A 13,433-nucleotide genomic window follows, 5' to 3' on the forward strand; every position below is an offset into this window, starting at 1 on the left:
TCAAATCTGTGGATTTTGATTTTAATATGTTAAACTAATTGATAATCAATGATTGTTGAAATGCTTGATTTTTGTTTTGAAAGAGAGAATAACAATAAAATATATCTAACTAAAAATTATAGCCCTTTAAAACGGTTTAAAATAATTGATTTTACACCTCGTGTTCCAGATGTGTGGATTTTGAAAAAAACTAAGTTTCCTGAACAATAAAACGGGAGAGTTCTTTGAAATAATATAACAAATGCACACGCGACACGCGTGCGCCAGCGGGGGTAATCAGTTTTTACATAGGTAGTAGAACCAATAAAACCATCAATGTGGTTTTGAATACCTTAAGGCTTGCTAATGCTAAAGAAATATTTACTGATAAACTAAAGCAATATAAAGGTCTAATTGAAAAACGCACCCATAACTCTGACCAGTATGGTACAAACCATATTGAAAGAATGTATTTAAATATGAGAACACATCTGAAACGTTTAGCAAGAAAAACGATATGTTTCAGTCGCAACCTTTTCATTTTTAATGCGATTTTAAAAATATATTTTTGGAACTTGAGTAAGCTCATCATGTAATTATTTGATAAACGCTTACGCAAATTTCTAACAACAACAAAACAATCATCCCTGATTGTAAAAACGACTGAACATTCCCTATAGATTTGGTCAAAAAACAAAGTATTGCACATCCCAAAGGCAATAGAGATAATAATACCATTAGCAAACATCCCTAAGCTAATGGTTAGGCAGGGTAGGTGCCCTGCAGATTTAACTGGGATTAATGAATAACATAAAAAAAGGATTATTAACAAAGGCACTGCTTTTAGCGGTGTTGCCCCTCTGTGCCCAAAATATTTCGGGTGTACAAACCGATGGAAGTAGGAAGAGCAATATTGTTACCGCCGTGCCATTTTTGCAAATAACGCCCGATGCACGCACCGGGGCAATGGGTGATGCAGGCGTGGCCGTTCCCGGAGGCATGGGCAATACCAGTATAAACGCAGCAAAACTAGTATATCTGCAAGAGCAATCTGGAGTAACAGTTTCATACAGCCCGTGGTTGCGCAAGCTGGTGCCCGATATGAACCTTGCCTATCTGTCCGGTTATTACCATTTGGATGATCGGAATACCGTTGCCGCATCATTAAGGTACTTCTCTTTGGGCAATATCCAGTTTACAGATGCCAATTTTCAGGAACTGAGCACCTTTAACCCAAGCGAGCTGGCCTTTGATATCAGCTACGCCCGCAGTTTTGGCCCCGATTTTTCGCTGGGCGGTTCCGTCCGGTACATCAGCTCAAATCTGTACAGTGGCCAGTTCTCATCGGGTATCAAGGCACAGGCAGGCAATGCCCTTGCTGCAGATGTTTCGGCTCTGTACAAAACTGCACTTAACGCAACCGCAGTGTGGGCATTCGGTCTTAACCTGTCCAACATCGGTACAAAAATGGGCTATAGCAGTAAAGGCGGGAATCTCTATTTTTTACCGGCCAATTTTAAACTGGGCACTGCCTTAAGCTTGGATTTTAAGAATGGGAACAGCTTTATCATGGCGCTGGATTTTAACAAGCTAATGGCTCCTACACAGCCCGTTTATGATACCGATGGAAACATAATAAAAGGCAGCGACCCCAATCGCTCGGTGCCGGCAGGTATTATTGGCTCGTTTATAGATGCTACCGGCGGCTTTACAGAAGAACTTAAAGAAGTGAGTTTGGGAACAGGGCTTGAATACAGCTATCAAAACCTGTTTGCACTTCGGGCAGGTTATCATTACCAAAGCGCAGAAAAAGGGGGCAGTCGATACCTTACGCTAGGTGCAGGTTTTAGATACAACTTGTTCAATATCGATTTTGCCTATCTGGCGGCCAGCCAGCGGCAAAGCCCTTTGGCCAATACCCTCAGATTTACACTAGGCATAAATTTTAGCAGGAACAAAAGAAAAACTAATCAATAATTATACACAATTTAAAAACAAAAAAAAATGAAAAAGATCAGAATTACACTTATCACTCTTGTAACAGTATTGGGCTTGGTAAGCTGTAAAAAAGACAGCGTGGAAAAAACCACGTCAGAGAAAATTCAGGCAAAATGGAGCATTACCTCTTCGGTAAACATCGAAGATGTGCCACCAGCACCAAAAGCAACCTTTACGGAAAAAGGCGCCGCGGGTGATTATGTTGATTTCCGTACTGATGGGAAGGTTTATTCCAAACAGGGAAGCAGTGCAGAAGAGGTTTCACCTTATACCATTGTAAACGATAGCCAGGTTAATATTGATGGTGAAATTTACACCATTGACCAGCTAACCGATAACGTACTGGTACTCCATTCAAAACAGGTTTTCAGCACTGGTGGCTATACCGAAGACATTGTAAACTTATACAAGTAACAAATTGCCATCGGGGATATATTTTGCATATCCCCGATAATCTTTCTTTTTAGAAAGAAGAAGATAGCCGGTATATACCGGTATAATATTAAAGAATACCATGAAAACAAACCATTACCAGATGTTCTTGGCTTCCCTGTTCTTATTCGCAGGGTGTAAAAAAGAGCAGATCACAACATCCAAAGCAGATTTCAGTTACGCTATACAGAACAGCAATTTTACCGTGCCTGTAAAAGTAGGCTTTGTAAACAACAGCACCGGAGCAGATAATTATGAATGGACCTTTGAAGGGGGAATACCCTCAGCCTCGAACAAAAAAGATCCGGGCGTGGTTCAGTTCGATCAGGCAGGCAGCCATAAAATAAAACTCAGGGCATGGAACAGTGATAACGAAAGTGTTAAAGAAGTTACATTAAATCTGGACAGTGCAGTCAACATAGATTTTGATCCTGTGATCCAGACCAACGAATTTTCGCCCGTACAGGTGAAGATTACCAATAAAACCATTGGCGCAAAAAGCTACAGCTGGACATTCGAGGGCGGCAGTCCATCAGCTTCTACAGAGCAACAGCCGGCCATTGTAAATTTTGTTGATACCGGTTACCACAACATCAGCCTTACGGTAAGCAATGGGCGGGAAAGCTTTTCCAAAACCAAAAAGATCCACGTATCGGCCAGTCTGCAGCCAACCTTTGCCATAGATCCATCCTTTGAGGATGAAGATTACGAAGCGCCACTAACAGCCACCTTACAGAATACGACCATCAGTGGCCAGACTTGGGTCTGGTCATCAACAGGAGGCACCATAAGCAATACAGTGGCAAAAACACCCACCATCCATTTCGATCAGCCGGGAACTTACACCATTACCTTAAAGGCATCCAATGGCAAGGACGATAAGACTTCAAGCCAGACAATTAAGGTACTGCCCAACAAAAATCTGCGCAGCTTTACCAATATAAAACTGGGCATCAACACCGCACACGGCACGGTTGGAAGTTTTTTTTCTACCCAATTGCGGAAAACATTCAAAGCGACCGATGATCTGGATACAGCTGGAAAATATATCGATGTGGTATATTTCGGGCTGAACCAGAATTTTTCCTACAACAAGTTTCTTTCGCCCGACTCTGCCGCTGAATACACCTTTAAGGCAATACCACAGGCCATGCACAATAACGTAATCAGCTCGCAGGAGCTTTGTGGCTGCGGAAGCATGATGAGCATTGCCGATTTCGAAAATCTGGGCACCGGTGCCGATTTTCAGAACTATGCCATTGTTTCCAGCGCAAACGGAAGAAAGCAGTTTACAAACACTACAGTTCCACGCATTGTGCTCTATAAAACTGCCGATGGCAGAAAGGGTGCCATAAAAGTTAAACAGTTTGTGGCCAACGGAAGTCAATCCTATATTATAGTGGATGTAAAAATCCAAAAAACGCCCTAATCCATACCATCTAAATTAAACCCTTAACCCAGTGAGAAAAATATTATACGCTCTAACCGTCACAATAGTTTATGCTGTAAATGCATATTCGCAGAATGTAGATATAGCGGGACTGAAAAATATTACAAAAGCTACGCCGGTAAAGTTCAGCGGTGGGGTAAACGCCAGCAGTGTTTACTTTACCGGCAACGGGCCGACCATGCGTGATCCCTTTACCTATTTTTTTCAGGGCAGTGTAAACGCCAGCCTTTTTGGCCAGATAAACCTTCCGTTTTCCTTCAATCTTACCAACAGCGGGCATGGCTTTAGCTACCCAACAATGCCAAACCGGTTGAGCCTAAACCCAACCTATAAATGGGTAGCCGGGCATATCGGAGATGTATCCATGTCATTTTCGCCTTATACCCTGAGCGGACATCAGTTTACAGGTGTTGGCTTTGACCTGACCCCTGATGGGCCGTGGAAAATAAGTGCCATGTACGGGCGATTGCAACGTGCAGTTGATTACGAACCCTTAAACAGAAATGCCCAACCTGGTTACAGGCGCATGGGCTATGGTACAAAGCTTGGCTACGAGAAAAAAAACTATACGCTTGGACTCACCGTTTTCCATGCAAAAGACGACCAGAATTCGCTGGTTAACCGTCCGGACAGCCTGCTGATCTTTCCACAGCAGAACCTGGTGATGAGCTGGGAGTCAAAGGTTAGGCCCATGCCCGGTCTGGAGCTTTCGGGAGAATTTGCAACAAGTGCTCTTACGCGTGACCTTAGGGATACCAGTAGCAGAAAGGAAAATCACAATTACCTAAGCCTTTTATCAAAAGGCAATGGTTCTACGAGTTATTATTCGGCTTACAAAACACAGTTGAGCTACACCTATAAAAAAAGTACACTGGGTGTAGGATATGAAAGAGTTGCACCTGGCTATCAAACATTGGGTGCTTATTACTTTAATAGTGATCTGGAAAACATTACCGTTAACATGGCACAGAGCCTTTTCAAGGACAAGGCGAACATGGCCGTTAATGTAGGTTTTCAGCGGGACAATCTGGACAACTCCAAGGCATCGGGAACAACCCGCTTTGTAGGCTCGGTAAATGTAACTTACAGCCCGAGCGAAAAACTTCAGACATCTGTAGGCTATTCAAGTTTTCAGACACATATGAACATGCGCCAGCAGTTTGATTACATCAATCAACAGTCGCAGTTCCAGAATATCGATACCCTGAATTATGTGCAGATTTCACAGAATGCCAGTTTCAATATGAACTGGCTGACCAAAAAGAATGAAAAGCAGAGCCAGACCTTTAACCTTAGTTTGAGCTTTCAGGATGCATCTGATCAGCAGGGCGGGATTGTGGCAAATGGAAATGCGTCGCAGTTCTATAACCTGGCTACTTCTTACTCGGTTATGCTCTTAAAGCAGGCAATCGGTTTCACACTTGCCTATAATACCAGCTACAATACCATTGGCAAAAACGATTTTCTGACTATGGGACCCACACTTTCATTGAACGCAAAACTGTTTAAGAAGACACTGACTACGAGTCTTTCTACCTCATATAACTTGAGCAATTCGATGGGTATAAGGCAGAGCAGTGTACTGAATGTTAGGGCTAATGCATCTTATGTAGTAATGAAAAAACATAATCTAAATTTTAGTTTAATGAACCAGAACCGCAATATAATGTCAAAGGGTAAAAATAATGATTTAACCACCACCCTTGGTTATGGGTATAGTTTTAGATAAAATATAGAAACAAATTTGAGCGAATCAATACATAGAGATGAAGTAGACGCTTCAATATAGTCATTCATTTGGTAATGCGAACTATTACAGCAAGGATTTCTGGCGAACATGACTAGTTTTAGTGATATTAAAGCTATTGGCAATTCACTTTAGTAAGTAACAGTATTTGGTCAGTAATCATTGGTCTGCACATATCAAAAGAGCTAAATAATACGCTTAATCTTTTGGATATCTTGAACGGAAGTATCAGATTCAAATGTACAGGAAGTTCTCAAGAAGGGAAAAATCCATTAAAACCACTCTAAATTTTCATTTTCAGTCAATTTAATGGCATCAGTATAGTGATGTATCCTTTTAAAAAGAGAATTCATTAAAAGTATAAAGAGTCGAAGCAGTATGCCGAATTCTATTCCTTTGATGGATTAATCGAATACCTTGGTTAAACAAATGCATGAAACTAATTTGTTCGATTAATAGTTGATCGTATAAAAAACGAGACAAACAGCTTAAAAACTGATTTGTCTCGTTTGTGTTCCCAGCGGGATTCGAACCCACATCGGTGGTACCGGAAACCACAATTCTATCCATTGAACTATGGGAACAGAACTGCAAATATAGAAAATCCTAAACTTAGTTTGCTGTAATATCTAAGCTAAAATTAAGATTCTTTTAGTCGCCTTAAAAACAACCGAAGGCTTAGTCTGTTAGTTTATCAATGCGATAAAAACCAATTAGAAATAATTAAATGGTGTAAATCTAAATTTTATTTTTCGGCAGAATAAAATCAGCGATTTAGATAAAACACAACTGATTTCTATTTCAAATTTAAAGAGATTTAATTTTCTAAAAATTAGTCATAAAGCAATCAATGTTGGCTTTTTAAGAAATAAAAACGCACCTTTGCGAACCGTTTATAAAGGTTTAAGCATGTAATAAGAAATTTTGTTGTTTATGGAAGAATTGGTTGTAGAAGAGGTTCAGGAACTGCTTGAAAAAGAAAACGATAAAGCATTAAAGCAATATCTAGATGAGCTGAATATCTCGGATGTAGAACAACTAATTGATGAACTTCCACAATACGCAGCAAAATTTATCGAAACCATTTCTGTTAATAGAGCCGTAAACGTTTTCAGAATTCTCGATTTCCCAACACAAGAACGGATCATTAAAAAACTTTCTGGAAATAAACTTAATCAAATCATTAAGGATCTTCCTCCTGATGATAGAACAGCACTTTTTAGTGAATTAAAAGGCGACGTAGTTAAAAAGATGATTACGCTTTTACCTCCAGAAGAACGTAAAGAATCACTTGCGCTTTTAGGCTATAAAGAAGACAGTATCGGCCGGTTAATGACGCCCGATTACATTGCTGTGAAACCAGAATGGTCTATAACCAGAGTTTTGGCACACATTAGGCGTTACGGAAAAAATTCTGAAACCATTGATGTTGTTTACGTAATCGATAAGGAAGGTGTCTTATTAGATGACATTCGAATTCGAGAGGTTTTGTTGGCAGATCCGGAAGCCATCATTGGCGAGTTAACCGATAAACGTTTCATAGCACTTAAAGCAAATGATCCGCAGGAAGATGCCATTAATATTTTCCGAATGAACAACCGTGTGGCTTTGCCAGTGGTTGATGAAAATAATATTCTTTTAGGTATTGTAACCGTTGATGATATTTTGTGGATTGCCAACGAAGAATACACAGAAGATATGCATAAAATTGGAGGTAGTGCTGCCTTGGATGAACCATATCTGGATACTTCGATTTTTAATTTGGTAAGAAAACGTGTGGGTTGGCTTGCTATTTTAATGATTGGCGAAATGCTTACAGCCACAGCAATGGGCTTTTTCGAAGGGCAAATTCATAAAGCAACTGTATTGGCACTTTTCATCCCATTAATTATATCATGTGGTGGTAATAGCGGTTCTCAAGCCTCAACGTTAATTATTCAAGCCATGGCTTTGGGCGAGGTTACGATTAAAGATTGGTGGCTTGTAATGCGAAGAGAAATTACTTCGGGATTTTTACTCGGCATATGTTTAGGAATAATAGGCTTTCTTCGGATTCTTGTTTGGCATGTTGCCGCACCAAATGTTTACGGAGAACATTGGATTTTAATTGCTGCTACAATTAGCGTTTCTTTAGTTTTTGTGGTTTTATGGGGCTCTTTAAGTGGCTCAATGTTGCCTGTTTTGCTCAAAAAATTAGGTGCCGATCCTGCAACTTCATCAGCTCCCTTTGTAGCAACCCTTGTAGATGTTACTGGATTAATTATTTACTTCAGCTTTGCTGTTTTGTTTTTAAAAGGCGTACTGCTTTAACTTATATTCATGGAAAACCAAAAGAAAATTACAACCTTATTTACCGATATCGGTGGTGTTTTGTTAACAAACGGATGGGATAGACAGGCGAGGGGAGAAGCTGCGGTACTTTTTAATCTCGATTCTGTAGATTTGGAAGAACGCCATCACCTTACTTTTGATACTTATGAAGTTGGTAAATTAACGCTGGATGAATACTTGGAAAGAATTGTATTTTTTACAGAACGCTCCTTTAGTTACGATGATTTTAAAGAATTTATGTTCAAAAAATCGTTGCCTTATAACGATATGATTGCATTAATCTGCGATTTAAAAAAGAAATACAATCTTAAGGTTGCCGTAATCAGCAATGAGGGAAGAGAATTAAATCAATACAGAATTAATACTTTCAAGCTAAATGAATTCGTCGATTTCTTTGTTTCATCAAGCTTTGTTCATTTCCGTAAACCCGATGCAGATATTTTTAAAGTTGCCATAGATATTTCGCAGAGCGATGTTGCAACGAGTTTGTATATCGATGATAGAATGCTTTTTGTTCAGGTTGCAGAAGGTTTGGGCTTGCAAGGAATTCATCACATTAACTATGAAGATACAAAAGCGCAGTTAGCTGCATTTGGTTTGGAGGTTTAAGCCATATAAATCAGTGCAAATCAAAAAAAAGGGATAAAATGTTTTGGGAAAGCAAAGACAGCATCTCTTTTTAAAATCTGTTCCCGTTCCAAAGGAACCCCTATGGGGCTTTCCGTTATATCCCTGATAAAATCCCGATAGCCATTGGGATAGGGGATGCCACTTCAATCGGGTTTAAGAAATTAAGATTGTGCTACTATTTACATTTGCAAAGTTGGCCTTTCTAAATTATTAATTCGACCCAGGTTCCGTGCATTCTGGGTTTCCGTGGCAAATCAGCCCATAAAAAAAGCCACTCTCTCGAATGGCTTCATGCTTTCAAAGTCCCTTTTAGGAGTTAAACATTAAATCTAAAATGCATAATGTCTCCATCTTCAACGATGTATGTTTTGCCTTCAACACCTAATTTACCCGCATCTTTACAAGCATTTTCCGAACCTAATGTTACAAAATCAATATATTTTATTACTTCAGCACGGATAAAACCTTTCTCAAAATCGGTATGAATTACGCCTGCAGCCTGTGGCGCAGTAAATCCTTTGGTAATGGTCCAAGCTCTAACTTCAGTAACACCAGCAGTAAAATAGGTGTAAAGATTTAATAATTTATAAGCCGCACGAATCAATTTATTAACACCAGATTCAGTTAAGCCTAAATCAGCCAAAAATTCCTGGCGTTCTTCATAACTTTCCAGTTCAGCAATTTCCGATTCAATTTTTGCAGAGATTACCAAAACCTCAGCATTCTCATCAGCAACGTTTGCCTTTACTAAATCAACATATTTGTTTCCGTTGATTACCGATGCTTCATCAACATTGCAAACATACATTACAGGTTTTTGCGTTAACAAGCCCAAATCTTCTATAAAATCGAAATCATCTTGAGGAAGAGATGCAGTACGAATAGATTTTCCACTTTCTAAATGTGCCTTTACAACAGTTAAAATTTCAAAAGTGCGTTTAGCCTCTTTATCGGTTTTAGCCATTTTTTCTACTTTCTGAATTCGTTTATCAACGGTATCCAAATCCTTTAGCTGTAACTCGGTATCAATAATTTCTCTATCACGAATAGGGTCAACAGATCCATCTACGTGAATAACGTTACCATCATCAAAACAACGCAAAACATGAATAATTGCATTCGTAGCGCGGATATTTCCTAAAAATTGGTTTCCCAATCCTTCACCTTTAGATGCGCCTTTTACTAAGCCGGCAATATCAACAATCTCAATTGTATTCGGTTGCACCTTATTTGGCTTAACCAATTCTGCAAGTTTAGTTAATCTTTCATCAGGCACTGTAATTACGCCAACATTTGGCTCAATTGTACAAAACGGAAAATTGGCCGCCTGTGCTTTCGCATTTGATAAACAGTTAAAAAGTGTCGATTTTCCAACATTTGGTAAACCCACTATACCACATTGTAATGCCATTTATATTTTAAAATTATTTGATTTACGATTTACGAACCCCACCTTCACCTTTCTTAAAGTCGGCAAAGATAAGCTTTTAAAACCTTTATTTAAATCCTTTCGCTTGTAGGAAATCGATATTTTATCTAAGTTTAAGCCAAATTAGAGAATTAAGCCCATGGAAGATTTAGAACAAGACGTTCCCCAAGAAGTAAAATTAGTTGTTACAGAAGAAATGCGCAGCTATATTTATGAAATTACAAAGTGGAGCAGGTTCTTATCCATTATCGGTTTTATTTTATCCGCACTTTTAATTCTTGGTTCTTTAAGCATTGGCGCCGCAATTGGTGCAAATCCAGCCATGTTAAAACAATTGGGTCCATTAGCTGGTATAGGTGGAATTGGCTTAACAATTATGTATTTGGTTATAGCCCTAATTTATTTCTATCCCAGTTTATTATTATTTAGGTTTTCCAATAAAGGCAAACATGCTGTTTTATATGGTGAACAAGAAAGTTTAAATGAAGCCATGCTCAACATGAAATCTTTATTTAAATTTTGGGGAATCCTAACCATCGTAATTATTATTCTTTATTTTCTTCTAATTTTTATCGTTGGGGCAAGTATTGCAATGAAATAATTAAAAACTTCATTAATTTCAGATTACTGTTTTTTTATGCTCGTAGAAATTGAAGGATTACTTATCAATTTTACCATATAAGGAATATAAGAAAATATAAGTGAGTGGTTCGTCTAGCTTTAATCATGTTTTAACCTTAGAAATTGAAGGATTACTTTTCAATTCTACCATATAAGGAATATAAGAAAATGTAAGTGAATGGTCCGTCTAGCTTTGGTTATGTTTTAACCTTAGAAATTGAAGGATCACTTTCAATTTTACCATATAAGGAATGTAAGAAAATACAATTGAATAGTTCTTCTAGCTTTAGTGGTGATATCAAATTACAAATCAATATAGCGATTTTATCACCAAACCTAATGTGCTCAGCGCATACAAAAAAAGCCTTTGTGGTTTAAACAAAGGCTTTATATAGAAATATATATTACTTAAAAAGAAAAATCGTCGTTAGTTTTTGTGCTATGTTCTCCGTTTTCAGAATATTCATAACGTTTTTCTACAACATCTTGGTGAGTTTTGATGTATTCAACAGTTTCTGTTAATCCTTCAGTAAATTTTTCGAAGTCTTCTTTATATAGAAAGATTTTGTGTTTTACGAATACCCCGTCTTCTAATCTTTTTTTGCTCTCGGTAACTGTTAAATAATAATCACCTGAACGAGTAGCCTTCACGTCGAAAAAATAAGTTCTCTTACCTGCCCTTACTTTCTTTGAAAAAACTTCTTCTCTCTCTTTGTTGTCGAATTCTCCCATGGTTGGTATTGATGTTGGTTTTTGGTTTCGGTAAATATAAAGCAAATATTTAAAGTTCAAAATAGTATTTAACAGAATTTAAATACTTCTGCTTTCTTCTTCCAAAAGTTGGTTATTGTACAATTCGGTATAAGCGCCATTTAAGCTAAGTAATTGGTGGTGTGTACCTTGTTCTATAATCTTTCCATCATCAAGCACCAATATTTTATCTGCATTTTTAATAGTAGAAATTCTGTGTGCAATTAAAATACTTGTTTTGCCAAGCATAATTTTACTCAGATTTTGTAATATTTCTTCCTCAGTTTTGGTATCAACAGCAGAAAGGCAATCATCAAAGATTAAGATCTTCGGCGATTTAATTAATGCTCTGGCGATTGATACACGTTGTTTTTGTCCGCCAGAAAGGGTAATGCCACGTTCGCCAAGCATGGTTTCGAAGCGTTCTTCAAAATCTATAATGTTTTGGTAAACCGAAGCATTTTTAGCAGCATCAAATACCTGCTCATCCGTAACTTCATCCAAACCAAAGGCAATGTTGTTTTTAATGGTGTCAGAAAAAAGAAAAACTTCCTGCGGAACAAAACCAATCTGACCGCGGTAATTTTTAAGATTTACCGATTTTAAATTCTCCCCATCAACCTTAATTTCGCCATCCTCAACATCGTACATTCGCATAATTAAATTGGCAAGTGTAGATTTTCCAGAACCTGTTTTGCCTATTATCGCAACAAATTCTCCATTATTGATTTCGAAATTAACGTTCTTTAAGGCCTCAATACCTGTATCTGGGTAAGTAAAACTTACATTTTCGAACTTAATGTTTCCCTTCAATTCTATTTCTTCAGTTTGTTTAGATTGAATATCAGAAGGAATATCCAAAAACTCATTAATCCTTTTTTGCGATGCAGCTGCCCTTTGAATTAAAGAAGTAACCCAGCCCAACATGGTTACTGGGAAAGTAAGTTGATTGATATAAATAATAAATTCGGCAATATTTCCGGCCGTAATACTTCCATTCATTACTTGGATCCCACCAATGTAAATAGTCAAAATGGTACTCAAACCAATTAAAAGTAACATTGTTGGGTAAAAGAGCGCCGATACTTTCACCAAACTCATTGAGTCTTTTTTATACGCATTGCTCTGTATTTCGAACATATTCCTGGTATAATCCTCTCGAACATAAGATTTTATAATCCTGATGCCCGAAAAACGTTCTTGTACAAAACTCGAAAGATCTGATAAACGCTCCTGAATTTTCCCACTCTTTTTAAAAATCAAAGTATTTACATAATATATAATGATCACTAAAAAAGGAAGAGGCAATAAACAATAAGTGGCCAGTTTGGAATTTACATCAAACATCGACCAAATAATCAATACCGATAAAACAAAAGTGTTAATCGTGTACATAATTGCTGGGCCAACATACATCCGCACTCGGTTTACATCTTCCGTTGCTCGGTTCATTAAATCGCCGGTATTGTTTCTTCTATAAAAACCCAAACTCAGTTCTTGGTAGTGCTGATAAATGTCGTTTTTCATATCGAACTCAATATGTCGAGACATTAAAATAATGGTTTGACGCATAAAGAAGAGAAACAATCCCCGCAAAACGTAAAGGGCAATAACCAATAAGCCGAAATAAAGCAGGTTGCTGCTGAAAATGCTATAAATGATTTCCTGCCTTTCAAAACCTTGAAAAAGATTATAAATCTGGATGTTTTCTGTAATTAAATCTACAGCGTAACCAATTACCTGAGCAGGCACAACACCAAAAATGTTGGAGATCACAACGAAGATACTTCCAGGAATTATCCACCACTTATATTTAAGAAAATACTTGTTTAATCTGCTCAGATGTTTCATGTATTACAAACTTAGATAAATTTGTTATTTCATACTATATAAATGTAGGTGTGTGCGTAAGCTTTAAAAATTAATGACATTCGTTTCAGCTTTGACAAATTTACTAGTGCTTTGGAATTGATTTTTCAAAGCCTTTCACTTAATTATAGATTTTTTTGAAAACGAATGGTTCGGTATTTCATCGCAATTGTAGCCCCGCTATCCATTTCAAGCCG

The 13,433-nt window shown here is 37.7% G+C and carries 11 protein-coding genes and 1 tRNA gene; 8 read left to right on the forward strand and 4 right to left on the reverse strand.

Features of this window, described 5'->3' with window-relative positions:
* Positions 1 to 275: 275 nt before the first annotated feature.
* The 5 genes from H7U22_RS23485 to H7U22_RS12995 all read left to right on the forward strand — a co-directional run bounded on the left by H7U22_RS23485 (position 276) and on the right by H7U22_RS12995 (position 5,588).
* On the forward strand, positions 276 to 575 hold the full coding sequence (locus tag H7U22_RS23485; RefSeq protein ID WP_187071811.1) for an IS1 family transposase: 300 nt from the start codon (positions 276 to 278) through the stop codon (positions 573 to 575).
* 205 nt (positions 576 to 780) lie between these two features.
* Positions 781 to 1,956 (forward strand): type IX secretion system outer membrane channel protein PorV, encoded by a 1,176-nt coding sequence (gene porV / locus H7U22_RS12980; RefSeq protein WP_187071780.1) that lies wholly within the window; start codon positions 781 to 783, stop codon positions 1,954 to 1,956.
* A 27-nt stretch (positions 1,957 to 1,983) separates the two neighbouring features.
* Complete coding sequence (locus tag H7U22_RS12985; protein WP_187071781.1) at positions 1,984 to 2,391, forward strand: hypothetical protein; 408 nt, start codon at positions 1,984 to 1,986, stop codon at positions 2,389 to 2,391.
* A gap of 100 nt (positions 2,392 to 2,491) precedes the next feature.
* On the forward strand, positions 2,492 to 3,838 hold the full coding sequence (locus H7U22_RS12990) for a PKD domain-containing protein (RefSeq protein ID WP_187071782.1): 1,347 nt from the start codon (positions 2,492 to 2,494) through the stop codon (positions 3,836 to 3,838).
* A gap of 31 nt (positions 3,839 to 3,869) precedes the next feature.
* On the forward strand, positions 3,870 to 5,588 hold the full coding sequence (locus H7U22_RS12995) for a TonB-dependent receptor (RefSeq protein WP_187071783.1): 1,719 nt from the start codon (positions 3,870 to 3,872) through the stop codon (positions 5,586 to 5,588).
* Between the two features lie 530 nt (positions 5,589 to 6,118).
* Here the strand turns inward: H7U22_RS12995 and H7U22_RS13000 are convergent.
* Positions 6,119 to 6,190 (reverse strand) — tRNA-Arg (locus H7U22_RS13000).
* Positions 6,191 to 6,539: 349 nt separating this feature from the next.
* Between H7U22_RS13000 and mgtE the strand changes: the two genes are divergently transcribed.
* Together mgtE and H7U22_RS13010 are read left to right on the forward strand one after the other, a co-directional pair.
* Positions 6,540 to 7,916 carry a magnesium transporter gene (gene mgtE / locus H7U22_RS13005; protein WP_187071784.1) on the forward strand — a complete coding sequence of 459 codons (1,377 nt, stop codon included), beginning with the start codon at positions 6,540 to 6,542 and terminating at the stop codon, positions 7,914 to 7,916.
* Between the two features lie 9 nt (positions 7,917 to 7,925).
* Positions 7,926 to 8,546, forward strand: coding sequence for an HAD hydrolase-like protein (locus tag H7U22_RS13010; protein ID WP_187071785.1), 621 nt, complete (start codon positions 7,926 to 7,928; stop codon positions 8,544 to 8,546).
* Positions 8,547 to 8,883: 337 nt separating this feature from the next.
* Here H7U22_RS13010 and ychF read toward each other — a convergent pair whose 3' ends face one another.
* Complete coding sequence (gene ychF / locus H7U22_RS13015; protein WP_187071786.1) at positions 8,884 to 9,978, reverse strand: redox-regulated ATPase YchF; 1,095 nt, start codon at positions 9,976 to 9,978, stop codon at positions 8,884 to 8,886.
* Between the two features lie 157 nt (positions 9,979 to 10,135).
* Between ychF and H7U22_RS13020 the strand changes: the two genes are divergently transcribed.
* Positions 10,136 to 10,597, forward strand: a complete 462-nt coding sequence (locus H7U22_RS13020) for a DUF5362 family protein (protein ID WP_187071787.1) — start codon at positions 10,136 to 10,138, stop codon at positions 10,595 to 10,597.
* Positions 10,598 to 11,025: 428 nt separating this feature from the next.
* Here H7U22_RS13020 and H7U22_RS13025 read toward each other — a convergent pair whose 3' ends face one another.
* Together H7U22_RS13025 and H7U22_RS13030 are read right to left on the reverse strand one after the other, a co-directional pair.
* Positions 11,026 to 11,349 (reverse strand): DUF3276 family protein, encoded by a 324-nt coding sequence (locus H7U22_RS13025; protein ID WP_187071788.1) that lies wholly within the window; start codon positions 11,347 to 11,349, stop codon positions 11,026 to 11,028.
* 78 nt (positions 11,350 to 11,427) lie between these two features.
* Positions 11,428 to 13,218 carry an ABC transporter ATP-binding protein gene (locus H7U22_RS13030; protein ID WP_187071789.1) on the reverse strand — a complete coding sequence of 597 codons (1,791 nt, stop codon included), beginning with the start codon at positions 13,216 to 13,218 and terminating at the stop codon, positions 11,428 to 11,430.
* Positions 13,219 to 13,433: the final 215 nt, after the last annotated feature.

It is taken from the genome of Pedobacter fastidiosus (assembly GCF_014306625.1).
Taxonomy (GTDB): domain Bacteria; phylum Bacteroidota; class Bacteroidia; order Sphingobacteriales; family Sphingobacteriaceae; genus Pedobacter; species Pedobacter fastidiosus.

What these genes read in the sequence shown, in the direction of transcription:
- H7U22_RS13010 (WP_187071785.1), top strand. Translation starts at nt 7,926, where the DNA reads ATGGAAAACCAAAAGAAAATTACAACCTTATTTACCGATATCGGTGGT.
- H7U22_RS13030 (WP_187071789.1), bottom strand. Translation starts at nt 13,218, where the DNA reads ATGAAACATCTGAGCAGATTAAACAAGTATTTTCTTAAATATAAGTGG.
- H7U22_RS13025 (WP_187071788.1), bottom strand. Translation starts at nt 11,349, where the DNA reads ATGGGAGAATTCGACAACAAAGAGAGAGAAGAAGTTTTTTCAAAGAAA.
- porV (WP_187071780.1), top strand. Translation starts at nt 781, where the DNA reads ATGAATAACATAAAAAAAGGATTATTAACAAAGGCACTGCTTTTAGCG.
- H7U22_RS12985 (WP_187071781.1), top strand. Translation starts at nt 1,984, where the DNA reads ATGAAAAAGATCAGAATTACACTTATCACTCTTGTAACAGTATTGGGC.
- ychF (WP_187071786.1), bottom strand. Translation starts at nt 9,978, where the DNA reads ATGGCATTACAATGTGGTATAGTGGGTTTACCAAATGTTGGAAAATCG.
- H7U22_RS13020 (WP_187071787.1), top strand. Translation starts at nt 10,136, where the DNA reads ATGGAAGATTTAGAACAAGACGTTCCCCAAGAAGTAAAATTAGTTGTT.
- mgtE (WP_187071784.1), top strand. Translation starts at nt 6,540, where the DNA reads ATGGAAGAATTGGTTGTAGAAGAGGTTCAGGAACTGCTTGAAAAAGAA.
- H7U22_RS12990 (WP_187071782.1), top strand. Translation starts at nt 2,492, where the DNA reads ATGAAAACAAACCATTACCAGATGTTCTTGGCTTCCCTGTTCTTATTC.